The sequence below is a fragment of the Microbacterium meiriae genome, assembly GCF_025143875.1.
GTDB classification, from domain to species: domain Bacteria; phylum Actinomycetota; class Actinomycetes; order Actinomycetales; family Microbacteriaceae; genus Microbacterium; species Microbacterium meiriae.
Genome location: NZ_JAMBDU010000003.1, coordinates 106,511 through 128,164 on the forward strand (window position 1 = coordinate 106,511; position 21,654 = coordinate 128,164).

The following is a 21,654-nucleotide window of genomic DNA, read 5'->3' on the forward strand; positions in this document are numbered from 1 at the left end:
CCCGCGACGGCGCGCGCAGGGTCAGGCATCCGCGCGGCATCAGGCGACACCAACAGCAGGTGCCTGAATCCGCGCGAACGCCTGAACCCGCGCGTGACCGCGATTCAGCCGCGGGTGCGCGGAGCCTCCACGGTGGGCACGGAGTCGGTGCGCACGCTGGGGTGATCCCGCTCCAGCGCCGCGCCCTCCATGTCGACGTTCGGGATGATGCGGTCGAGCCACTTCGGCAGCCACCAGGCCGAGCGTCCGAGCAGGTGCATGAGCGCGGGCATCAGCAGCATCCGCACGACAAACGCGTCGAGCAGCACGCCGAACGCGAGGCCGAACCCGATGGACCGGATGATGGTCGACTCCGAGAACACGAACCCGCCGAACACCGACACCATGATGAGCGCGGCCGCGATGACCACCGAGCGCCCGGCCCGGAACCCCTGCGCCACGGCATCGCGCGCGGAGGCACCGTGCACATAGGCCTCGCGCATCCCCGACGCGAGGAAGAGCTGGTAGTCCATCGCCAACCCGAACAGGATGCCGACGAGGATCACCGGCAGGAAGCTCAGGATCGGACCGGTGCTGTGCAACCCGATGAGGTCGGCGCCCCACCCCCACTGGAACACCGCGACGATGAGCCCGTACGTCGCGAACAGCGACAGCACGAACCCTCCCGTGGCGATGAGCGGCACGAGCAGTGAGCGGAACACGACGATCATGATGAGCAGCGACAGTCCCACGACGACCACGAGGTACAGCGGGAGCACGCTCGCCAGGGCCTCGGAGATGTCGATGTTCGTGGCAGCCTGCCCGGCGACGCCGAGGGTGATGCCGCCGTCGATCTCGGGGAGACCTCGCAGATCCTGCACCAGTTTCTCGGTGGAGGCGCTGTTCGGGCCCTCGGCAGGAAGCACCTGGAAGGCGAGGAGCGTGTTGTCGTCGGAGGTGGCGATGGGGGCGACCGCCACCACGTCGTCCTGCTCCGCGATCTTCTCGGCCACGGTCACCTGGGTGGCCAGCAGGTCGTCGTCGCTCACGGCGTCGTCGAGGGTCGCGGTCACCAGCAGCGGCCCGTTCGCGCCCTCGCCGAACTGCTCGTCGACGGTCTGGAACGCGCGGTAGCTGGTGGAGTCGGCGGGTTCGCTCGACCCGTCCGGGAGGCCGAGGCGCATCGACATCGCGGGGATCGCGATCACGAGCAGCGCGACGACGCTGACGAGCGCGGTGACGACGGCGCGCAGCGTCGACATCCGGCGCACGGGCTTTCCGGCCGCGTGCTCCTGGCCGATGGTCGCCCGTGCCTTGCGGCCGAGCAGGCGGGTGCCGACGAGGCCGAGGATCGCCGGGGCGAGGGTCACGGCCACGAGCACGGCGACGGCGACGCAGACCGCTCCCACCGTGCCCATGAGGCCGAGGAACGGCACGCCCGTCACGTTGAGGGCGAGGAGTGCGACGATGACCGTGGTCCCCGCGAACACCACCGCGGTCCCGGAGGTGCCGGTGGCCAGACCGATGGACTCGCGCACGGGCGATCCGGCCAGCAGCTGCTTGCGGTGCCGGTTCACGATGAAGAGGGAGTAGTCGATGCCGACCGCGAGCCCCAGCATCACGCCGAGGACGGGAGTGACCGAGGCCATGTCGACGACGCCGGAGAACGCGAGGGACGCCGTGACGCCCACGCCGACGCCGACCACGGCCGTGACGATGGGCAGGGCCGCACCGATCAGCGAGCCGAGCATGACGATGAGCACGACCGCGGCGAACGCGAGACCGATGGCTTCGCCGACGCCGAAGATCTCCGGCACGCCCTGGGCGATGTCGGTGCCGAAGTCGACCGTGACGCCGTCGATCTCCTCGTCCTGGAAGTGGGCGATGGTGCTCTGCTTGGTCTCTTCGGCGAGTTCCAGGCGCGGGTCGACGAAGGAGACGTTGACGATCGCCGTGGAGCCGTCCTCCGAGACGACGCCGATGCCGTCCGAGAGGTCGAGGAGGGTCGTTCCGAGCTCCAGCTGCGCCGCACTGTCGGCGAGCTCGTCGCGGTTCGCGTCGATGGTGGCCTGCTGGGCCTCGAGCTGCGCGAGCTGGGCGTTCAGCTCCGCGAGCTGCGCGTCGAGCGCGGCGGTCTGCTCGGGCGGTGCACCGGCGGCGTCGGCCTGAGCCCGCGCTCCCTCGAGCTGGGTGATCCCGGTCTCGAGCTGGGCGCGGCCGTCGTCGAGCTGGGCCTGGCCGGCGTCGAGCTGGGCGCGGCCGGCGTCGAGCTGGGCCTGGCCGTCTGTCAGCTCCTTCGCCTGCTCGTCCTGCTGCCGCTGGGCGTCGAACGGGTCGACGACGGAGGCGACGCCGTCGAGGTCCTCCGCGCTCGCGGCGAGGTCGGAGATCGCCTGCTTCTGCTCGTCGGTGAACGGCTCGCCGTCGTCCGTCCGGTAGACGACCGTCCCGGTGCCGCCGGCGGTGTCCGGCAGCTTGTCGGCGAGCTGATCGGTGACCTCGCCGGACGCGGTGCCCGGGATGTCGAAGCTGTTGCTCAGCGTGCCGCCGAACGTGAGGAAGGCGCCGACGCCGAGCCCGAGGATGAGCACCCAGGAGACGATCACCGTCCATGCTTTGCGCGCAGCGAAAGAACCCAGACGGAACAGCAGTGAAGCCACGTGATCTCCTTCAGACGAAAAGAGCATACGGCACGTCTCGTCTAGGGATCTGTGGCTATCCTGAACGCATGGTGAACGAGCATCGCAGCGGCCCCGTGCGCAGCACCGCGGCTCGCGAGGCGATCCTCGACGCGACGGCCCGGCTCTTCCACAATCAGGGGTACGACCGCCTCACGATCGAGGGCATCGCCAAGGAGGCCAAGGTCGGCAAGCAGACCATCTACCGCTGGTGGCCATCGCGGGGTGCGCTCATCGGGGAGTGCCTGGCCGAGGGGCGACTCATCCCCGTGGACTTCGTCGTGCCCGACACCGGAGACCTCTCCGCCGACGTGGAGACCTGGCTGCGCAGCGTGCTCTCCATCCTCGAGAAACCCCAGGGCGGGGTGCTGCTGCGATCACTCGTGGCCGCGGCGACCGAGGACGCCTCGGTCGGCGCGCACCTCGGGGAGAGCCTCGGGGTGGAGAAGTACCTGTCGGAGCGCCTCCGCGGGGGCATCCGCGACGGTCAGCTGCCGGAGGACGCCCCGGTCGAGCAGCTCGGTCGCGCCATCCTCGGGGCTATCATCGTGGAGTCCCTCGGCCGCGAGGCCCACGATCCGGGTTCCGTCGTCGCCCTGACCCGCTACCTCTTCGCCCGCTGAGGTCGCGGATCCGCACGAGGTCGCATGGGTTCCTGGAATCCCTGCGACCCGGGTGCGAATCTGCGACGTAACGCCCGGATCAGCCGAGGAGGATGGTGAGCACGGTCGCGCCGCCGCCACCGAGGATCAGTGCCACGATGACGGTCCACGCGATGATGCGGATGCGCCGGTTGCGCTTCTCGCCGAGGTCGCCGTAGTCCTCGCTGAGGCCGTCGCCGCTCATCAGGCCACCGGCTCCGTGACGGTCGGACCGAAGTACGACGGCAGCGTGGCCTGCGAGCGCTCGCGGAGCTCGGCGGCCGAGACGGTGAAGACGTCCTGCACCTCGAGCTGTGGCTCGCTGTCCGTGACGCCGATGCGGGCGACCGGGTAGCCGCGGCCCTCGCAGAGCCCGCGGAACTTCACGTCGTCCTCGCGGGGGACGGTCACGAGCACGCGGCCGGTCGACTCGGAGAACAGGGCGGTCGCGGCGTCCACGCCATCGCGTTCGATGATCTCGTTCAGCCAGACGCGGGCACCGACGCCGAAGCGCATGACACCCTCGGCCAGGGCCTGCGCGAGACCACCCTCCGAGAGGTCGTGCGCCGAGGAGATGAGCCACTCGTCACGGGCCGCGGCGAGCAGTCCGGCAAGGCGCTTCTCGCCCGCGAGGTCGACCTTCGGCGGGCGGCCGCCGAGGTGCTGGTGCACGACCTCGGCCCACGCGGAGCCGGACAGCTCGGTCGAAGTCGTGCCGAGCAGGTAGATGTTCTGCCCCTCGTCCTGCCAGCCGGACGGGATGCGGCGGGAGACGTCGTCGATGATGCCCAGCACGCCGACGAGCGGGGTCGGGTGGATCGGCACGTCACCGGTCTGGTTGTAGAACGAGACGTTACCGCCCGTGACCGGGGTGCCCAGCTCGTAGCAGCCGTCCGCGAGGCCGTCGACGGTCTGCCCGAACTGCCACATGACCTCGGGGTTCTCGGGGGAGCCGAAGTTCAGGCAGTCGGTGATCGCGGTCGGCACGGCGCCGGTGACGGCGACGTTCCGGTAGGCCTCGGCGAGCGCGAGCTGCGCGCCCGCATAGGGGTCGAGCTGGCAGTAGCGGCCGTTGGCGTCCGTCGAGACCGCGAAGCCCAGGCCGGATTCCTCGTCCACGCGGATCATGCCGGCGTCGTCGGGGAAGCTCAGGGCCGTGTTGCCGAGCACGTAGTAGTCGTACTGGTTCGTGATCCAGCTCGTGTCCGCGAGGTTCGGGGAGGCGACGAGGGCGAGGAACTGTTCGCGGAGCGTCTCCGGGTCGTTCGCCCGCGGCAGGTTCTCGGCGGCGTCCGCCTGCAGGGCGTCGATCCACGTCGGGTAGGCGACGGGACGGTCGTAGACGGGGCCGTCGACCGCGACGGTCGAGGGGTCGACGTCGACGATGCGCTCGCCCTGCCAGTCGATGATGAGGCGTCCGTCGCCGGTGACCTCGCCGAGCACGGAGGTCTCGACCTCCCACTTGTTCACGACGGCCAGGAAGGCGTCGAGCTTCTCGGGGGCGACGATCGCCATCATGCGCTCCTGCGACTCCGACATGAGGATCTCCTCGGCCGTGAGCGTGGGGTCGCGCAGCAGCACGTTGTCGAGGGAGACCTTCATGCCGCTGTTGCCGTTGGCAGCGAGCTCGCTCGTCGCGCACGAGATGCCGGCGGCGCCGAGGTCCTGGATCGCCTCGACGAGCTCGCCGCGGTACAGCTCCAGGCAGCACTCGATGAGCACCTTCTCGGCGAACGGGTCTCCCACCTGCACCGCGGGGCGCTTCGTGGGGCCGCCGTCGGCGAACGTGTCGGAGGCCAGGATGCTCGCGCCGCCGATGCCGTCGCCGCCGGTGCGGGCACCGAACAGGACGACCTTGTTGCCGACGCCGGTGGCGTTCGCGAGCTTGAGGTCTTCGTGGCGCAGCACGCCCACCGCGAGCGCGTTCACGAGCGGGTTGGCCTGGTAGACGCTGTCGAAGACGGTCTCGCCGCCGATGTTCGGAAGGCCCAGGCAGTTGCCGTAGAAGCTGATGCCGCTGGTCACGCCGTGCACGACGCGGGCGGTGTCCGGGTGGTCGATCGCGCCGAAGCGCAGGGCGTCCATGACCGCGACCGGGCGTGCGCCCATCGAGATGATGTCGCGGACGATGCCGCCGACGCCGGTGGCCGCGCCCTGGAACGGCTCGATGAAGGAGGGGTGGTTGTGCGACTCGGCCTTGAAGGTGACGGCCCAGCCCTCGCCGACGTCGACGACGCCCGCGTTCTGGCCCATGCCCACCATGAGACGTTCCTTCATCTCGTCGGAGACCTTCTGGCCGAAGCGGCGCAGGTAGTTCTTGCTCGACTTGTAGGAGCAGTGCTCCGACCACATCACCGAGTACATCGCCAGCTCGCCCGAGGTGGGGCGGCGGCCGAGGATCTCCTTGATGCGCGCGTACTCGTCGTCCTTGAGCCCGAGGGCGCCGTACGGCTGCTCCTTCTCGGGCGTCGCGATCGCGTTCTCGACGGAGTCGGGGACGTGCTGGGGGGAAGGTGCAGGGGCGGTGGTCACGCGCACTCCAAAGGAAGGGGCCGGCGGGGCGTGTTCAGTCTACCGGCGCGGTCGGGGCCGTTCTCTCGTGCGCGCAGTCGCACGGCGTCGGGGTGGGAAGGCGGCGGCGTCATGGCAGCTCGGCGAGGCTCAGGCCCTGTGCGCGTGCGGCGGCCGCCAGCTCACGGTCGAAGGTGAGGAGCGCAGTGACCACGTCGCCGAGTTCGAGCGCGGCGGCGAGGTGGAGAGCATCCAGAGTGCGGAGCCCTGAGCCTGCCTGGATGGCCGCGGTCAGCGTTTCGTCGTCGAGGGAGACGAGCGCGACGCGGTCGAGGAGGTCGACGACGGCTGCGCGGTCGAGGGAACGGCGGTCGGCGATCGCGTGCAGTTCCACGGCGAGGAGGCTCGAAGAGACGAACTCGCTGCCGTTCGCGAAGGCGCGGACGACCGCTTCCGACCCCTCTTCCTCGATGAGTGCCTTCGCGGCCGCTGAGGTGTCGAGGTAGATCACGACCGGTCGGCCCGAAGCTCGCCGAGGATCTCCGTCACGGACAGCGAGTCCGGCACGGGGGCGTGGCGGAGCGGACCGTTCGCGCGGGGCAGCGTCACCCGCCCGTTGGCGATCATGCGCGTCCAGGCCGTCTCGGCGGGCGGCGACAACTCGGCGATCGGGCGCCCGCGGTCTGTCACCGTCAGGTGCTCTCCGGCGGTGACGCGCGCCAGCACCCGCGCGGTCTGCTGATTCAGTTCGGTCTTCGACACGGTGCCCATCTCCTCAGGGTAGATCCAAAGTAGTAGAACTACTAGTTCTTGGATTCGTGGGTCCAGTGAACCATCGCTCGGCGACATTGCGAGGCCGGGCGGACGGAGCTCCCCGAACGTTCTGGATAACTCCCCCACAGGGCAGCGTCAGGAGGAGGAGTGCGCTGCCGCGAACCGCTGCGCCAGCATCCCCGCAGCCTCGCGCAGCGCCTCGGGCCCGACCACCGTGAACGGTGCGTCGAACCGGGCCACCGCGGCGAGCACACCCGTCCACGACCAGGAGCCGACCATAAGGCGGCACGAGCCGTCCGACAGGGGCACCACCTCGCCGTCGCCGACCCACGGCATCACCTCCCGCGCGGGCAGGTCGAGGTCCACCTCGCCCGTGCACGGCCAGCGGTCCTCGGTCGTCGAGCCCTTGGCGCGCGCGGCGAGGAAGGTCTGCGCGTCCGCGGCGGGGAGAGGCCGCGGCGTGAAGGAGGGCCCGGTCGGCGTGCGGGGCCGCAGTCGATCGAGGCGGTACGTGCGCCAGTCGGCCGCGTCGAGGTCCCAGGCCAGCAGGTACCAGCGGCCTTCCCGCGCCACGACGGCATGGGGCTCCGTGCGCCGGGGCGGGCGGTCCCGTGCGGAGCCGTAGTCGAATCGGAGCACCTGTCGGTCGCGCACGGCCGCGCTCGCCGCCTCCAGCACGGCCGGGTCCACGCGCATCTCGGCCGGTGCGCCGGTGAAGCGGATGCCGTCGATCCGGTGGCGCAGGCGTGAGGGCATCACCTGGCGCACGGTCGCGAGTGCACGCTGTGCGGCCTCGGTGACTTCGACCCCGGTCGCGCTCGCACTCTGCAGGGCCACGGCGATCGCCACGGCCTGATCGTCGTCGAACAGCAGCGGCGGCATATCCGATCCCGCTTCGAGGCGGTAGCCGCCGTACGGGCCCTTGCTGGATCCGATGCGGTAGCCGAGCGCGCGCAGTCGATCGACGTCGCGGCGCACCGTCCTGGGTGTGACGCCGAGACGGTCGGCGAGTTCCCCGCCCGGCCAGTCCCGTGTCGCCTGCAGCAGGGACAGCAATGCGAGCATGCGCGAGGAGCTTCCGGTCATGGCTCCATTCTGTGTGGGGAAGCGGACAGAAACAGACCTCTACTGCTGTGAGGGTGGGGTCACACGGCCCGATCGGCGGGCCGGGACACGGAGGACACCATGACTCTCACGACCACCACCCACCTCAACTTCCGCGGCACGGCTCGGGAGGCGCTCGACTTCTACGGGTCGGTCTTCGGCGGCGAGGTAACCGCGGCGACCTACGGGCAGTTCGGGATGCCGGAGCGGGTTCCCGGGTTCGACAAGGTCGTGTTCGGGCAGCTCGACGGACCCGTGCGGCTGATGGCGTACGACATCCCGGGTGCGGACGACACCGCTGCGCCCTCGGGAGCCACCCGCCGCGAGAACGGGATGACGATCACCGACCGCTCCTTCTTCCAGTCGCTGCGGGCGGATTCCCTCGCGGAGCTTCAGCCCGTGTGGGATGCCCTCGCCGACGGCGCGACGGTGGTCGAGCCCCTCGCCGCCTCCGCGTGGTCGGCCGGCTTCGGCATGCTCACGGACCGCTTCGGCGTGACCTGGGTCCTCGACGTCGCCTGATCGCCGTCGGACACTCGACCCGGCCCACCCCCTTGCGGTCGACTCGGCCCCTTGCGGTCGTCCGCAAGGGGCCGGAGCGCACCGAACGGGGTGGGTCAACGAGCGTGGTCGACCCAGCCTCTTGCGGTCGACCCGGCCCCTTGCGACCGTCCGCAGGGGGCCGGGTTGCGCGGAAGGGGGTGGGTCGGCGCGGGCGCGCGACGCGACATGTCAAGGGCCTCTTCGCTGTCGGTCGCCTCACGTAGAAAGGAGGGAGACGAAAGGCAGGGCATGGCCGCAGGAGACATCGAGACGTTCTCGCGCAACGGCATCTGGTTCAACCGGATCCAGGGCGAGTCGCACACGCTGGGCAGCAGCTTCGAGTCGATGGAGGAGGCGGTGAAGGTCGGCCGCGGGGCGGCGACCGCGCGCCAGGTGCAGCACTTCGTCCGCACGGAGGAGGGGCCGTCGGAGGACGTGGCCCCGAACGAAGCGCACCCGCGCGACCTCATGTGGTGAGGCGCGGATGATCCTGCAGGCCTGTGCGAACGGTGCCAGAGACGTCGCGGAGCACCCGTGGCTGAGCGCCGACGAGACTGTGGTCGCTCAAGACGCCGCGGCGGCCGTCGATGCCGGGGCTGCGGAGATCCACGTGCACCCGAAGGACGCCGCCGGCCGCGACTCCCTCGCGCCCGAGGATGTGCAGCGGTGGCTCGGGGCCGTCCGCGCCGCGGCGCCGGGAGTGCCCGTGGGCGTGACGACCGGGGCCTGGGCCGAGCCCGACGTGTCGCGAAGGCTCGAGGCCATCGGAGGCTGGACGGAGCTCCCCGACTATGCCTCCGTGAACTGGCACGAAGACGGGGCCGACGATGTGGCCGTGGCGCTGGGTCGACGGGGCATCGGCGTGCAGGCGGGTATCTGGGACGCGGCGGGACTCGAGGCGTGGCGGGTCTCCCCGGTCCGCGGCGACTGCCTGCGCGTGCTCGTGGAGCTTCCGGCGGAGGCGGCCGACGTCGTCCGTTCGCACGCTGAAGGTCTGATCGCGCACGTGGCTCGCGAGGAGCCCGACCTGCCGATCCTGCTGCACGGGGAGGAGCTGTCGACCTGGCCCGCCCTCGACCTGGCCGCGGAGTTCGGCCTCGACACGCGGATCGGCCTGGAGGACACACTCCTCCTCCCAGACGGCTCCGAGGCTCCGAGCAATGCCGCCCTCGTCCGCGCCGCCCGCGCCCGCCTCCCGCGCCCCTAGCCACGCCGCGTCCCTCCTTTCGCGTGAGAGTGCAGGAACGTCCCTTCGGCCACCGGATTCGGGGCGTTCTTGCACTTCTGACCGCAGCGAGGTGGCGATCCTCTGCTACATACCGTCGCTGGAGCACGACCGCCCCTACGCTGGAGCGATGTTCGCCGGTACCTCCGTCCTCTTCCTCCTCGTCTACCTGGTCGTCCCGCTTCTCGCGCTGCTGCTCCTGTGGCTGATCATCTACTCGGCGGTCCGGGCGGCGCTGACCGCGCATCGCCGCGCGCTTGCCGCCGAGCGCACCACCGCGCCGGATACTCTCTGACCCTTCGCCTCCAGCGACCTCGACGGCCTCATGCGTCGTCGCTGAAGTCCCGGTGCAGGCGCAGAACCGTTCCTCCCGTCGCCGGCTCGGGCACGTTTCTGCCCTTCTCTGCACGGGTTCCCGTCCGGGACCCCGGTGCGAGCGCAGAAACATCCCTGATCCTGATCTCGCCTCGACCGGAACGGTTTCGCACTCCCCACCGGGTGCGCCCCGTTGGGCGCCGATACGGGATCAGAAACGGCCTCGACACCGCCCGCCCCGGAACGTTTTCGCACTCTGCACCCGCGGGAGACCGGACGAACGGGCCGCACGAACACCCCGGACTCACGCGGTGCTCCACCCACGCCAGTCGGGACGGTCGACGACGCAGAAGCGGTTCCCCTCGGGGTCTTCCATGATGATGTAGTCCGCGTCATCGGGGCGGCCGTCCCAGTGCACCTCCCGCGCTCCGAGTCCGGCGAGGCGCTCCACTTCCGCGGACTGGTCCTCCGCGTAGATGTCGAGGTGGATGCGCGGCGGAAGCACACGTTCCGAGTGGTGTGCGTCGAGGGCGATGCAGGGTGCGTCGGCGTCGCGGGGTCTGAGCACGACCCAGTCGTCCTCCGCGGGGTCTCGTTCGACGTAGTCGAGGGCGGCCTTCCAGAACGCGGTCTGGGCCGGGAGGTCGTCCACGCGGATCACGATCGACACGATCTTCAACATGCGGCGAGGGTACGGCGAGCGAAGGCATCCGCGGAGGGGCTTGCGCCGCCGCGTGCGATCAGCTTCCGGAACGGCCGAAGTCGCTCGTGAGCCACTCCTCGACCGAAGCGAACGGGAACTCCCGGGGCGCGAACACCCCCGGCAGCGCCCGCACCTCCCGCATCCGGTCGAGCCGGAACAGCCGCCAGTCGTCGCGGTCGATGTCGAAGCCGACCACGTACCACCGCCCTCCGCGGAAGATATGGTGATGCGGCGCGATCACCCGCTCCGAAGCGCGATCGTGCTGGTCGGTATAGGCGAAGGCGACGCGAGCATCCTGAGCGACCGCGTCGGCCAGCGTCCCGACCGCAGCCCACTCCGCGGGCGCCGGCTCGGCCCGCAGGATCTGCGTGGACAGCGCCGTCGCCGCGGCCCGTCGCCGGAGGCCCGGCGGGAGGACCTGTTCGATCTTCCCGCGGGCGACGGCGGCGGCCGGGTCCTCCGGGCTCCACGCTTCGAGGACGAGCAACCCGGTGATGATCGTGGTGACGTCGTCGGCGTCCAGGAGCAGCGGCGGGATGCGCGTCCCCGGTCGCAGGCGGTAGGCCGCGCCGGGACCGGGGCGGGAGCGCACGTCGTAGCCGAGGTCGCGCAGGCGCTGCGCATCCCGGCGGACCGTCCGCGGGCTCACCGCGAGGCGGGCGGCGAGGTCGGGCACGCTCCACTCGCCGCCGGTCTGCAGCAGAGACAGCAGATGGAGGGTGCGGTGCGAGGGGGCGTCCACGGCTCCATCATCGCGCGAGATGCGGCCGGAATCAGGCCGTATCCGTCCGTAGCGTGGAGCGACACCGACCGAGAGGACCCTCATGCGCATCGCTGTCACCACCCCGAACGGCCACGTCGGGCACCACCTCACCCGGATGCTGATCCGCGCCGGTGTCCGTCCCCTCCTGCTCACCAGGGACCCCGATCGCATCGCCGCCGACCTCCGCCCGTACGTCGACATCGCGCAGGCCGACTCGCAGGATCCCGAGGCGATCGTCGCCGCGACACGAGCCGTCGATGCCCTGTACTGGGTGGATCCGTCGGCGTTCTCCGACGACCCGCTCGCCGACTACGCGCGTGCGACCGAGGCCCTGGTGCAGGCCGTCCGGGCGAACGGCGTCCGGCGGGTGGTGTTCCAGAGCAGCGTCGGGGCGGAGAAGCGGCACGGCGTCGGCGAGATCGACGGCCTGGCCGGCACGGAGGTCGCGCTCGACGCCCTCGACATCGACGTGACGCATCTGCGCTGCGGCTACTTCTTCACCAACCTGTTGCTCGACGTCGAGTCACTGCGGGGAGGGACGCTCGCCACCGTGCTGCCGCTGGACTTCCGGATGCCGTGGGTGGCGCCGCGCGACATCGCGGAGGTCGCCGCCCTCACGCTGCTGAACGGGGAGTGGAGGGGGCGGCGGGTGCAGGCCGTGCACGGACCCGCGGATCTGAGCTGGGCCGAGGTGGCCGCGATCCTGACGCGCGAGCTCGGGCGAGAGGTGACCGTGCAGCGCGTCGATGACGAGGAGATGCGTCAGGGGCTCCGCGCTGCGGGGATGCCGGAGGCGATGGCCGAGGCCGTGCTGGGGATGTCGACCGGGCTCCGCGACGGCTTCGTGGCGGAGCAGCCGCGGTCCGTCCTCTCGACGACGCCGACGACTCTCGAAGCATGGGTGCGCGAGGAGCTCATCGGAGTGGTGTGACCGGCATCCTGCCGGAACCGGTCCCATCCGATATGGTGCGGCCATGGAGACTACATCCGAGGTGACGCACGAGACCGATGACGACGCGCGGTCGGGGACCGCGCCCGAGACCGATGAGGTCGACCTCGCGGAGCGGCGACGGCTGGCCGTGAACAGCTTCGGATGGATCGCCGCGTGGGGTGTGTCGGTCGTGGCCCTGATCGTCGGCATCAGTCTCACGGGAGTCGGGACGGTCGAGCACATCGTCGAGTACGACGACAGCTACGACGTCTTCACGCGAGAGGTCTGGCCCGCGGGTCTCGTGCTCCTCGGCGTGGGCGCGCTCGGCATCATCGCCACCGCCCTCGCCACCACGGTCCTCACGCAGAGGCGCTGACCCCGGACGGAGAACGCCCCCGCCGTTCGGGTCGGCGGGGGCGTCGGTTCCATGGAGTCGCCTTACTGCACGGACCAGCCTCCGTCGGAGGCGAGGATGGCGCCGTTGATGTTCACGGCGTCATCCGAGAGCAGGAAGGTGATCGACGCGGCCAGGTGCTCGGCGGTCGCGACGGTCGGGATGGCCTGCTGGAACGGGGCGAGGCGGCCGGAGCCGTACTCGGACATGTTCGGCGGCATCGGGATGCCGGTGGCGACGCCGCCGGGGGCGACGGAGTTCACGCGGATACCCTTCGGCCCGTACATGAAGGCGGCGGACTTGGTGACCCCGATGATGCCGTGCTTGCTGGCCGTGTAGGCGTTGCCCGAGGCGTTGCCGCGCAGACCCGCCTCGCTCGACACGTTGAGGATCGCGCCGCGACCGGCCTTCTCCATGACGGGGATGACCGCGCGCATGAGCTTGAACGGCGCGGTGAGGTTGATCGCGATGACGCGGTCCCACACGGCATCCGGGGTCTCGCCCGCAGGGGAGAAGTCGTCGTTGATACCGGCGACGTTCGCGAGCCCGTGGATGCGGTCGCCCGCCGCGGCGAGGACGGCGTCGATCGCGTCCTGCTTGGTGAGGTCGCCCGCGACCGTGACGATGTCGGCGTCCGGCAGCTCGGCCTTGAGGGCGTCGAGCTTCTCGGCGGCGATGTCGCTGGCGATCACGCGACCGCCTTCCCGGGCGATGCGGGAAGCGGTGGCCTTGCCGATGCCGGACGCGGCGCCGGTGACGATGACGGTCTTGCCGGCGAAGCGGCCGGAGGTGACCTTCTCGGTCCAGCCCTCGGAGGCGTCGTCCTCCGGGATCTCGCCGTTGTTCGCGGCGCGCACGAGGTCGTCGACGACCGACTGCGGGAGCTGGCCCTGGCTCATGGCGACGAGCTGCTGCAGGGGGAGTCCGAGCACGGGGGTGAGGAGCTCGGGGTCGGCGCCCGTCTGCTCGAAGAGGCCCCGGATGAGCGGGCCGCCGGTGGGGTCGTTCATCCAGTCGCCGATGGTGGAGTGTGCGGTGAGGGCCATGCTCTTTCTCCTTGCTCGGGTTTCGCAACGGTGCGTCTACTTATGTTCCAGTGTACGCCTGACTAGGCTCGAATGGTGCCCCGTCCTCGCAGTGAGAAGGCCCGCCAGTCCGTGCTGGAGGCGATGCGTCGTGCGCTCGCCGCAGACGGGTACGAGGCCGTGACGATCGAGGGTCTCGCGGCTGAGGCGGAGGTGTCGAAGCAGACCATCTACCGCTGGTGGCCGTCGAAGGCCGCGATCCTCGGCGAGGCGCTGCTCGAAGGCTCGGTTCCCGGGTCCGACGCGGTCGTGCCGATGACGGATGACCTCGGTGCGGACCTGCGCGCGTGGTTCACGGCGGTGTCCGCGGGGCTCGCCCGGCCTGAGGGTGTGTCGCTGGCGCGGGCGCTCATCGAGGTGACGGCGGCCGACCCGGAGCTGGGTCTCGTCTTGAACGAGCGGCTGGCGGCGCCGATTCGGGAATGGGTCTCGGAGCGGGTCTCTCGCGGGCGCGCGGACGGCGACGTGCGGGCCGACGTGGATGCCGCCGCGGTCGCGGACGAGTTCATCGCGATCGCCTCGTACTCCGCCCTGATCGGGCAGCCGTTGAGTGCGGAGCGGGTGGAGGAGACGGTGGTGCGGTTGCTGCGGGGGATCGCGGCGAGCTGAGTCTCTCGCTGGATTGTTGTGCGGCGCGACGGTCGCGGTTCTCGATGCTGCACTCGTCGGATGCCCTAAGTCGAGAATATCAGTTGTGACCTCATATGTATGCTTTCATGTGTCGCATGACACAGCAAATCCGATCCAGTGGCATTCTCCTCGCGGCTGGACTCAGTCTTCTTCTCGCTCTTCTTCCGGCGACTGCGCAGGCGGCCGTCCCGGGTGAGTCGAGCGACGTGGCGGATGTTCTCGAGGACGCTGAGACGGCTGCGGTAGGAACTCCGACGCCGTCGGACGTCGAGTTGCCGATGCTGCAGGCGGATGGCGCTGAAGCATCGGTCATTCTGAATGGAATCGACTCGGAAGTCACTTTGGGTGGCTCTGAGCGGGCAGAGATATCCGTAGCGGACCAATACGCCATCGCCGAAGGCGACTCCGTCACCTACGCAGTCAGCTTCCCTGAGGAAGGGGCAACGAGATTCTCCGCAATCCTGTCTGCTCCGCCGGCGAAGTCTCCGGAGTGGACCTTCGAGAGTGGCACTCAGCTGCTGCTCCTCGACGACGGATCGGTGTCGGTTTCGGATGCTGATGGCTTCTTGGGCGGTATCGAAGCTCCTTGGGCCATCGATGCAGCGGGTCGGTCGCTACCTACGCACTATGAGATCTCAGGTTCAACCCTCATGCAGATCGTCGACACCACTGGAGCGAGCTTCCCCGTCGTCGCGGATCCGACGGTGCAGTTCTTCGGACCGTACATTCAGGTCCACCTGAACAAAGCTGAGAGTCGCACAGCGATCGGCGGCTACGCAGCGTGTGCCGGAGTGTTGAGCAAGTCTCCTGTGCCGTTCGCAAAGCTCCTCCAGGTCTCCTGTACGACAGTCGCCGCGATCGGGGCGTCGCAGCTGGTGGGCAATCGATGCATCTCGATCCACTACGTCGTCGGTGTCGGTGGGCCGGCGGGTGTGTGGTGGCCGTGGGTGAGGAACTGCTAGAGGTGGACATCATGCTTTTTGTCGCGGTGGGCGTAGCTCTTCTCCTCTGGGGGACGTTGGTGGGGCGGGTCGGCAGGAAGCTCGGCACTCTTCTCGCCATCGTTCCCGTTCTGGTGTGGTTCGGGGTCCTTGCGTGGTTCGGCTCGTCGGGCAACCTCGACAGCCCGGCCGGAGATGCGCTACCGGTGTACCTCGTGATCGGGCTCCTTGCCTTTACGGTCGGCGTCAACCTCACCGATCGCTCCGTGTCCGGTAGCGGGGCCGAGTGAGCAGAGCTGTAGACCCTTGGTCACTCTTTTCGGAGGAGGGTGCTTCCGAAGCCGAGGAGCATGGGGCATGCGCCGAGCAGGCCGGTCAGAGCAGCAGGTGCGAGGTTGCCGGTCGTGTGCTCCGCGTCTGAGATGTAGCCCTCAGCAATCGCCATGACGATGGCGAGGGCGATGACGCCGGCACCGACGCATCCAACGCTGACCATTGCTCGTCTCGTTCGTTGCTTCACAATCGCTCCTACGGGTTGCATCCTGCGGCCAAGACGTCGCTGTACCTTACGTCAGGCCGCCACGCGTCGAGGTTCCATGGCGACTTGAACGGGGCGATGCCGACGTGGGACCGAAGCTGGGTATGGAACTCGTTGCCCTCGTACCAGGAAGGGGCGCGGGTCACGTCGACGCCGAGGCGATGTCGTCCGCGTGCTGGGAGTAAGACCGTCGCTCGCGTTCCGTCGGAGCGGCACGCGCGGCAGCGCGAAACGCGGAGCTCGCTTCTTCGACGCGCTTGAGGCGTTGCAGGAGGTCTCCCCGAACCGCTGAGTAGAGGTGGTGTCCTCCCAGCGAGCTCTCGAGCGCCTCCGTCAGCGCGAGGGCTTCGGCCGGTCGTCCCGCGTTCGCGACGGCGACCGCACGGTTCAGGCGGACGAACGGTGATGCATCCACCTGCTCCAGCACCCCGTACATGTCGGCGATGCGGGCGTGGTCGATCTCCATGCCCGGGTCGGGGCGGACGTACTCGGCCGCGACGGTGGCGCGGATGAGGTGCCGTCCGCCGTGGATGCCCGCCCGTGCTGCCTCCTCGACGGCGTCATCGAGAAGCCGCAGCCCCTCCTCGATCTCGGAGACATCCCACAGTTCGCGATCCTGTTCGTCGAACGGCACGGACAGGCCGTCGGGCGTCGTGCGTGCTGCGCGGCGGGAGTGCTGAAGAAGAAGGAGGGCGAGAAGCCCCGTGAACTCGAGTCGAGCCGGGGAGTCCGCGGGGAGCAGCTGCCGGCAGAGCCGAGCAAGGCGGATGGCCTCGGCGCTCGGATCAGTCTGGAGCGTCGGATCGGAGTAGCCGATGGTGAACAGGGCGGACAGGACCTCGCAGACGCTCGCGCTTCGACTGTCGAGCTGCGCGGCATCCGGAACGCGGTACGGGATGTTCGCGTGCGCGATCTTGGCCCGCGCCCGCACGAGTCTCTTCTCCATCGTCGCGGGTGCGACCGCGAAGATCCCGGCGAGCTGTTCGATCGACACGTTCAGGACAGTGCGGAGTGTCAGCGCCGCGCGGGCTTCCAAGGTCAACGCGGGGTGGCAGGCGGTGAAGATCAGCTTCAGCCGCTCGTCCCCGTGCGGGAACGCGTCCTCGTGGTCGTCGGTTTCCGGGGTGTTGTCGACGCCACCGTGCGGCTCGTGCTCCAGTCGAGCCACCGCCCGGAGCTCGGCGTCCGCGTGCCGGACGAGGTCGATCGCGCGTCGGCGCGCGACGGTCGTGACCCAGGCGGCGGGGTTCGCCGGAACCCCGTCGCCTGGCCACCGCTCGACCGCTCGAGCCAGAGCGTCCTGCACGGCGTCTTCGGCGAGAGTCCAGTCGTGGACGGTGCCGATCACGCTCGCGACCACGCGGCCGTACTCGATCGATGCCACGTGCCGCACGGCGGCCATGGCATCCGGAAGCGCGCCCGGCGGCTCCTCCGGTGTGGTCACATCGTCGACCCGAGCGGCCAGACGGGACGCACTTCCACCAGGCCGAACCGGGCCATCGGGTGTGCGGCGGCGATCTCGATCGCGGCGTCGAGGTCGTCGGCGTCGATCACGTCGAACCCGGCGATCCATTCGCGGCTCTCGGTGAACGGTCCGTCGGCCACGATCCGCTCGCCGGCTCGCACGCGCACGGACGTGGCGTCTTCGACAGGCCGCAGACGGTCGCCCAAGACGTAGGAGCCGCTGTCCTGCAGCGACGCCACCCACTCCCCGGCGTTGTCCTCGGCCTCGACATAGGGCTCAGCGGTCGGGTCTGTGCAGATGAAAAGTACATAGCGCATGTGTTCTCCTCAAGGTCTTTCTACATCTACTTACCCAGACGACGGATGACCACCAGCCCGCAGGACACCGGTCCGGAAAATGGCGGATCGCGCCCAAGGCACTGAAGTCCGGCTCCGGGGCGGGGCTGAACAGCCTGGTTCCCTCCTCGTGATGCGTCAACGACTCCGAATGCGCTGCAGGTCCGCATCGGTGACATCCTGAAAGCCGATCGACACGGGCGCGAGGCGAGTGGTGCGTGCCTTGCCACTGTCGTCCGTGTAGTCGATGGACGGGCTCATGACGCGGAAGTCGAAGTCCCCTTCACACGCAAGTTCCGCTGTGACGGTGCGTGACCGGGTGTCCAATGCGACCTCGTCTGTGTGGACGTCTGGTGAGCCCGGGTCGAAGCGCTGGACCGACGCCACCGCATCAGGAACGGGGAAGTCGGCCGCGGTGCACCTCGGCATCCCGACCACGTCCGCACCGGCATCTTCGGAAGCGAAATCGTCGGGCGGCGCGCCCCTCAGCGCCCAGCTGCCAACGGGAACCTGAGTGATCGTCGACGAGCCCGCGAAGACGAGGCCGACCGTACGGAACGACAGCCCGGCGGCGGGAACGTCGACAGTGAAGGTGACGTTCCCGAGTGTGTCCCCGTTGGCACCGTCTCCGCGGATGACGGTGAAGCCGCCCGGCGCGATCGACAACTCGTCCGAGAGCACGATGCCGGTGAGGTCGGTCCAGATCGCGTCGTCGGGCTTGGCGACGAAGATCAGGTTGATCGGATAGGTCGCGTTGGTCGGCTGGACGATCGTCGCGGATGTCCGTGCGAACGAGGCGGTCGAACGTGGCGTTTCCTCGGGAGAGCAGGATGTCAGGATCGCGACGAGGCTCAGTGTGAAGATGCTCCACAGGCTGAGCGTGGCGACGAGGTTCTGACGGCGTTGCGAGACCGCCGAGAACCTCAAGCGGTCGACTCCGAGCGGCTCATCAACGAAGATCCGGGCGCCCACGTCGCTCCTGCTCGACATCGTGACGAGAGTTGTGCCGAAGTTGGCGGTAGGCCGCTCTTCCCATGAAGTACATGGCGTACCCCACGCCGCCGACGACGACGAACCAGAGAAGGATGACGGTGACCGCGAAGACGTTTCCGAACATTGGGGTTCCTTCGTGCCGCAGCGCTGGCGGCGCTCGATAGGTGGAGACGGATGTGCCACTTACGCGGATCCCGGTAGATCCCTTTGTGGCTGCCCAGGCCAAGTTGGCGGTGCGGCGGCAGCGTCGCGCTCTCGTACAGCAGCCCGGCCGTGGCTCACGGCGCGGGGCCGGGCGGCGTGCCATCCTGGCGCGCGTCGTGGTATCGCTTCATCATCGCGCCGAACCACACCGCGGCGCCCGTCGCCGCAGTCGCTTCGAGCGCGGGAGCGAGCTGGGGCACGGAGTTCGCTCCCACGAGCACCGCAAGGAACCAGCCCCATACGCACAGGGTCGCGATGAGATGGCTTCGAGGGCGTGTGATCGTTGAGAACCACGTGGGCTTCATCGTCTGTTCCTCACCGGCAAGGTCCGCCGCGGTAGGTATCGACCCACCAGACGAGACCGGGGACGACATAGGGCTGGGTCGCCGTCACCTGCACACACTTCTTCGGTCGGGACTTCTCAGCGATGCCGGCGTTCCACACCAGTGATCCCGCGGCGAGGAGGCAGACGGGTGCCATGGTCCCGCACGCGAGCCCTCCGAGTGCGCCAAGGCCTTTGTCATAGAGGATGGCCGTCTCCGCTCGGTTGAATCGCATGCGGTATTGGAAGAAGTTGGGGCGGTCGAACGTCGGGTCCGCGACGATCGGATACGTATAGTTGCCGCTGCGGTGCTCGACGACCTGAACCAGCGTCGATCCGGAGGCCTTGTACCGTGTCGGCACGTCGATACCGTCCGCATCCCGTGCCCAGGGCGGCGCGACGTCGGCGACGATCTCCTCGACCGGGGCGGTCACGCCCGTGTCCGGGTCGGTGCTCTCTTCCGCCGTATACGCGATCGCACTCCCGTCCTGCCGGATCTCGACCGTCACCCCTCCGCCGAAGTCGTACTCGAAGCGCTCGGTCTGCGAGGCATCGCTGATGATCGCGCTCGCGCGAATCTTCTCCTCGCTGGCGATGACGTTGATCGATGGCGTGTTCGCGTCGCCGAGATAGGTCACTGACCCGTCCTTTCCGACGGTCGCGTCGTCAAGGTGGACAGCGCCGGGAAGCGACACGGACATCGTTTCCTCGCCGTCGGACGAGCGGACGGAGATCCCGTCGTCCGGTACCGCGGCAATCGTGGCCTTTCCGCCGCCGTCGAGGGTGGCCACGATTTGCCCGGAACTCTCGGTCGTTTGGGCAGCGGCGATGGGCACGGGCGCGACCTCCGTGACCAGCGCGACGATCTCCTCGGTCGTGAGGTCAGTTGCGTCCGCACCGGTATCCGCGGAGGCCGCCGGGACGGCTGCGAGGGATGATGAGCCGACGATCGCAGTGGTGAGCAGGCTGGCGAGCATGAGGTGTTTGCGCACGTTCTCTCCGATCAGATCAATTGCCCGCCTGTGACCAATTGAAGACCTCATACGACGGCGTATGCAATATATTCGAGGGACCCGCTCGGGAGCATGCAGAGCGCTAGGATCCAGGCATGGATGCGTCGCTCTTCAGCTGGACCGGCTTCGCCATCACCGCAGCGGTCGCGGTCGTGATCCTCGTGCTCGCGTTCCTGCTCGTGCGCGCGGTATCGCGAGTGATCGCGCGACGCCGGAGCCGTGCCCGGGGGCGCGTGCCATCCGCACCTCGACACCCATCCGGGAGCTGAGCGCGACCTGCCTCACGCCGTTGGTTCGTTCGCGGGCGCTGCCGTGGGGGCCACTGTCTTTCCGTCCGTGAAGCGCGCCTGCGCGCGGTCATGGCGTCGCGGTACGGGCGCGTGCTCTGTCGCGGCTGCGAGGCCCATGCGCTTCGTCGAGACGTACACGCTCTCGGCGGTGTCGACGAGGAGCGTCTCGTGCCACACGCCGACCGCTCCCGGAGCCTTGCGGGCGGCGCGGTTGAAGGCGGTCCACGCCGGACGGTGCTGCTGGTCCGGGTTCGAGGCATAGGCGTAGAGCTTGTCGACGGACGACCAGAACTGCACGACGTAGGGCCCGCCCGATCCGAGGAGGAGCTGGTAGCCGAGCAGCCCGGAGTCGGGCTCGGCGCTGAGCTCGCGGAGCATGCGTGGCATGGCGACGAACGCGGGGAGCCACAGGTCGGGGCGCCACCACCGGTTGATCTGCATCCCGATGTGGAACACGACGAGCTCGCCCTCGTGGCGATGGGTCATGCGGCCCGTGATGACTTTTGACATGGCGACTCCTCAACTGGATAGCGATGCTATCCATAATGGATAGCGCTACTATCGAAGTCAAGAGGTGGCCATGAGGATTTCCGAACTGTCAGCGCAGACCGGCGTGACCGTGCCGACGATCAAGTACTACCTGCGCGAGGGGCTGCTGCCCGAGGGCGAGCGCACCTCCGCGACGCAGGCCGCGTACGGCGAGAAGCACGTCGAGCGGCTGCGCGTCATCCGGGCGCTGCTCGATGCGGGCGTGAGCATCGCCGAGACGCGACGGGTGGTCGCGGCGCTGGATGATCCGCCCGCGAACCCGCACGAGCTGCTGGGGACCGCGCATGCCGCGATCACCCCGCCGGCCGATGACGCGTTGGACCTCGCCGGCGCCGAGGCGCTCGCTGCCCGGCTCGGGTGGAAGCCCGGGATGTGCGACCCCGCGGTGCTGCATGCGGTCGCGCGAGCGTTACAGGGGCTGGAGCGCGTCGGCTTCACGGTGCCGGAGGCGGTGATGGCGGAGTACCTCGCGAGTGCGCGGCGGATAGCGGATGCGGAGATCGCGGGGGTGCCGGGGGAGTCTGCGGAGGCTGCCGTGCGGTACGTGGTGTTGGGGTCGGTGTTGGTGGAGCCGTTGTTGTTGGCGCTGCGCCGGGTGGCGCAGCAGGTGAGCTCGGGGGAGAGGTTTGATGGGTGAGGCGTCAGAAGTGTTGCACGCAGTTGAGCCTCGCGCGCAGGGATGCTCTTGAGCCGAAAAGCACGTCACCGAAGAAACCTCTCGGTCTGAG

At 69.2% G+C, this 21,654-nt stretch carries 30 protein-coding genes; 12 read left to right on the forward strand and 18 right to left on the reverse strand.

All coding sequences use genetic code 11. From position 1 onward, the window contains the following. Positions 1–104: 104 nt before the first annotated feature. Positions 105–2,639: an MMPL family transporter gene (locus tag M4D53_RS02980; RefSeq protein WP_259951789.1), complete on the reverse strand. Its 2,535-nt coding sequence runs from the start codon at positions 2,637–2,639 to the stop codon at positions 105–107. Between the two features lie 68 nt (positions 2,640–2,707). Here M4D53_RS02980 and M4D53_RS02985 point away from each other — a divergent pair, with 68 nt between their 5' ends. Further along, positions 2,708–3,280 carry a TetR/AcrR family transcriptional regulator gene (locus M4D53_RS02985; protein ID WP_025104106.1) on the forward strand — a complete coding sequence of 191 codons (573 nt, stop codon included), beginning with the start codon at positions 2,708–2,710 and terminating at the stop codon, positions 3,278–3,280. Positions 3,281–3,359: 79 nt separating this feature from the next. Here M4D53_RS02985 and M4D53_RS02990 read toward each other — a convergent pair whose 3' ends face one another. The 5 genes from M4D53_RS02990 to M4D53_RS03010 all read right to left on the reverse strand — a co-directional run bounded on the left by M4D53_RS02990 (position 3,360) and on the right by M4D53_RS03010 (position 7,669). Beyond that, on the reverse strand, positions 3,360–3,503 hold the full coding sequence (locus M4D53_RS02990) for a hypothetical protein (protein ID WP_187662960.1): 144 nt from the start codon (positions 3,501–3,503) through the stop codon (positions 3,360–3,362). Then, positions 3,503–5,830: a phosphoribosylformylglycinamidine synthase subunit PurL gene (purL, locus tag M4D53_RS02995; RefSeq protein ID WP_259951790.1), complete on the reverse strand. Its 2,328-nt coding sequence runs from the start codon at positions 5,828–5,830 to the stop codon at positions 3,503–3,505. The genes M4D53_RS02990 and purL overlap by 1 nt, the downstream gene beginning before the upstream one ends. 109 nt (positions 5,831–5,939) lie before the next feature. Continuing rightward, positions 5,940–6,320 (reverse strand): PIN domain-containing protein, encoded by a 381-nt coding sequence (locus M4D53_RS03000; protein ID WP_259951791.1) that lies wholly within the window; start codon positions 6,318–6,320, stop codon positions 5,940–5,942. Further along, on the reverse strand, positions 6,317–6,580 hold the full coding sequence (locus tag M4D53_RS03005) for a type II toxin-antitoxin system Phd/YefM family antitoxin (protein WP_259951792.1): 264 nt from the start codon (positions 6,578–6,580) through the stop codon (positions 6,317–6,319). Before M4D53_RS03005 ends, M4D53_RS03000 begins: the two co-directional genes overlap by 4 nt. Before the next feature lie 138 nt (positions 6,581–6,718). Continuing rightward, complete coding sequence (locus M4D53_RS03010; protein WP_259951793.1) at positions 6,719–7,669, reverse strand: helix-turn-helix transcriptional regulator; 951 nt, start codon at positions 7,667–7,669, stop codon at positions 6,719–6,721. A gap of 99 nt (positions 7,670–7,768) precedes the next feature. On the opposite strand from M4D53_RS03010, the gene M4D53_RS03015 reads away from it, so the two are divergent. The 4 genes from M4D53_RS03015 (at position 7,769) to M4D53_RS03030 (ending at position 9,750) form a co-directional block, all read left to right on the forward strand. Beyond that, positions 7,769–8,209 carry a VOC family protein gene (locus tag M4D53_RS03015; protein WP_187662964.1) on the forward strand — a complete coding sequence of 147 codons (441 nt, stop codon included), beginning with the start codon at positions 7,769–7,771 and terminating at the stop codon, positions 8,207–8,209. Between the two features lie 270 nt (positions 8,210–8,479). Beyond that, the gene (locus M4D53_RS03020; RefSeq protein WP_187662965.1) at positions 8,480–8,707 is read left to right on the forward strand and encodes a hypothetical protein; all 228 of its coding nucleotides are present in this window, start codon (positions 8,480–8,482) and stop codon (positions 8,705–8,707) included. A 7-nt stretch (positions 8,708–8,714) separates the two neighbouring features. Further along, positions 8,715–9,437, forward strand: coding sequence for a 3-keto-5-aminohexanoate cleavage protein (locus tag M4D53_RS03025; protein WP_259951795.1), 723 nt, complete (start codon positions 8,715–8,717; stop codon positions 9,435–9,437). A 148-nt stretch (positions 9,438–9,585) separates the two neighbouring features. Next, positions 9,586–9,750: a hypothetical protein gene (locus tag M4D53_RS03030; RefSeq protein WP_187662967.1), complete on the forward strand. Its 165-nt coding sequence runs from the start codon at positions 9,586–9,588 to the stop codon at positions 9,748–9,750. A 324-nt stretch (positions 9,751–10,074) separates the two neighbouring features. Here the strand turns inward: M4D53_RS03030 and M4D53_RS03035 are convergent, their stop codons facing one another. Further along, positions 10,075–10,452, reverse strand: a complete 378-nt coding sequence (locus M4D53_RS03035; RefSeq protein ID WP_259951796.1) for a VOC family protein — start codon at positions 10,450–10,452, stop codon at positions 10,075–10,077. 58 nt (positions 10,453–10,510) lie between these two features. Continuing rightward, positions 10,511–11,215, reverse strand: coding sequence for a helix-turn-helix transcriptional regulator (locus M4D53_RS03040; RefSeq protein WP_259951797.1), 705 nt, complete (start codon positions 11,213–11,215; stop codon positions 10,511–10,513). Positions 11,216–11,297: 82 nt separating this feature from the next. On the opposite strand from M4D53_RS03040, the gene M4D53_RS03045 reads away from it, so the two are divergent. Together M4D53_RS03045 and M4D53_RS03050 are read left to right on the forward strand one after the other, a co-directional pair. Continuing rightward, positions 11,298–12,167 (forward strand): NmrA family NAD(P)-binding protein, encoded by an 870-nt coding sequence (locus M4D53_RS03045; RefSeq protein ID WP_259951798.1) that lies wholly within the window; start codon positions 11,298–11,300, stop codon positions 12,165–12,167. 43 nt (positions 12,168–12,210) lie between these two features. Beyond that, the gene (locus M4D53_RS03050) at positions 12,211–12,543 is read left to right on the forward strand and encodes a hypothetical protein (RefSeq protein WP_259951800.1); all 333 of its coding nucleotides are present in this window, start codon (positions 12,211–12,213) and stop codon (positions 12,541–12,543) included. 62 nt (positions 12,544–12,605) lie between these two features. Here the strand turns inward: M4D53_RS03050 and M4D53_RS03055 are convergent, their stop codons facing one another. After that, on the reverse strand, positions 12,606–13,607 hold the full coding sequence (locus tag M4D53_RS03055) for an SDR family NAD(P)-dependent oxidoreductase (protein WP_259951801.1): 1,002 nt from the start codon (positions 13,605–13,607) through the stop codon (positions 12,606–12,608). A gap of 75 nt (positions 13,608–13,682) precedes the next feature. Between M4D53_RS03055 and M4D53_RS03060 the strand changes: the two genes are divergently transcribed. The 3 genes from M4D53_RS03060 (at position 13,683) to M4D53_RS03070 (ending at position 15,507) form a co-directional block, all read left to right on the forward strand. Continuing rightward, a complete protein-coding gene (locus M4D53_RS03060) occupies positions 13,683–14,255 on the forward strand; it encodes a TetR/AcrR family transcriptional regulator (RefSeq protein ID WP_259951802.1) in 573 nt (190 codons plus the stop codon). A 116-nt stretch (positions 14,256–14,371) separates the two neighbouring features. Further along, on the forward strand, positions 14,372–15,238 hold the full coding sequence (locus M4D53_RS03065) for a hypothetical protein (protein WP_259951803.1): 867 nt from the start codon (positions 14,372–14,374) through the stop codon (positions 15,236–15,238). Continuing rightward, complete coding sequence (locus tag M4D53_RS03070; RefSeq protein ID WP_259951804.1) at positions 15,220–15,507, forward strand: hypothetical protein; 288 nt, start codon at positions 15,220–15,222, stop codon at positions 15,505–15,507. Before M4D53_RS03065 ends, M4D53_RS03070 begins: the two co-directional genes overlap by 19 nt. Before the next feature lie 20 nt (positions 15,508–15,527). Here M4D53_RS03070 and M4D53_RS03075 read toward each other — a convergent pair whose 3' ends face one another. The 8 genes from M4D53_RS03075 to M4D53_RS03105 form a co-directional block, all read right to left on the reverse strand. Next, positions 15,528–15,713 carry a hypothetical protein gene (locus M4D53_RS03075; protein ID WP_259951805.1) on the reverse strand — a complete coding sequence of 62 codons (186 nt, stop codon included), beginning with the start codon at positions 15,711–15,713 and terminating at the stop codon, positions 15,528–15,530. Between the two features lie 32 nt (positions 15,714–15,745). Then, on the reverse strand, positions 15,746–15,901 hold the full coding sequence (locus M4D53_RS17530; RefSeq protein WP_366237258.1) for a DUF2599 domain-containing protein: 156 nt from the start codon (positions 15,899–15,901) through the stop codon (positions 15,746–15,748). Beyond that, the gene (locus M4D53_RS03080) at positions 15,898–17,199 is read right to left on the reverse strand and encodes an RNA polymerase sigma factor (RefSeq protein WP_259951806.1); all 1,302 of its coding nucleotides are present in this window, start codon (positions 17,197–17,199) and stop codon (positions 15,898–15,900) included. The genes M4D53_RS17530 and M4D53_RS03080 overlap by 4 nt, the downstream gene beginning before the upstream one ends. Further along, positions 17,196–17,537, reverse strand: a complete 342-nt coding sequence (locus M4D53_RS03085) for a YciI family protein (RefSeq protein ID WP_259951807.1) — start codon at positions 17,535–17,537, stop codon at positions 17,196–17,198. The genes M4D53_RS03080 and M4D53_RS03085 overlap by 4 nt, the downstream gene beginning before the upstream one ends. Before the next feature lie 156 nt (positions 17,538–17,693). Next, on the reverse strand, positions 17,694–18,527 hold the full coding sequence (locus tag M4D53_RS03090; protein ID WP_259951808.1) for a hypothetical protein: 834 nt from the start codon (positions 18,525–18,527) through the stop codon (positions 17,694–17,696). Next, positions 18,505–18,672 carry a hypothetical protein gene (locus M4D53_RS03095; protein WP_259951809.1) on the reverse strand — a complete coding sequence of 56 codons (168 nt, stop codon included), beginning with the start codon at positions 18,670–18,672 and terminating at the stop codon, positions 18,505–18,507. The genes M4D53_RS03090 and M4D53_RS03095 overlap by 23 nt, the downstream gene beginning before the upstream one ends. A gap of 154 nt (positions 18,673–18,826) precedes the next feature. Then, complete coding sequence (locus M4D53_RS03100; protein ID WP_060921304.1) at positions 18,827–19,057, reverse strand: hypothetical protein; 231 nt, start codon at positions 19,055–19,057, stop codon at positions 18,827–18,829. 10 nt (positions 19,058–19,067) lie between these two features. Beyond that, a complete protein-coding gene (locus M4D53_RS03105) occupies positions 19,068–20,066 on the reverse strand; it encodes a hypothetical protein (protein ID WP_259951810.1) in 999 nt (332 codons plus the stop codon). A gap of 116 nt (positions 20,067–20,182) precedes the next feature. On the opposite strand from M4D53_RS03105, the gene M4D53_RS03110 reads away from it, so the two are divergent. Continuing rightward, positions 20,183–20,356: a hypothetical protein gene (locus M4D53_RS03110; protein WP_259951812.1), complete on the forward strand. Its 174-nt coding sequence runs from the start codon at positions 20,183–20,185 to the stop codon at positions 20,354–20,356. Positions 20,357–20,368: 12 nt separating this feature from the next. Here the strand turns inward: M4D53_RS03110 and M4D53_RS03115 are convergent, their stop codons facing one another. After that, positions 20,369–20,887 (reverse strand): DUF4188 domain-containing protein, encoded by a 519-nt coding sequence (locus M4D53_RS03115; RefSeq protein ID WP_259951813.1) that lies wholly within the window; start codon positions 20,885–20,887, stop codon positions 20,369–20,371. Positions 20,888–20,957: 70 nt separating this feature from the next. Between M4D53_RS03115 and M4D53_RS03120 the strand changes: the two genes are divergently transcribed. Further along, positions 20,958–21,563 (forward strand): MerR family transcriptional regulator, encoded by a 606-nt coding sequence (locus M4D53_RS03120; RefSeq protein WP_259951818.1) that lies wholly within the window; start codon positions 20,958–20,960, stop codon positions 21,561–21,563. Positions 21,564–21,654 lie beyond the last annotated feature (91 nt).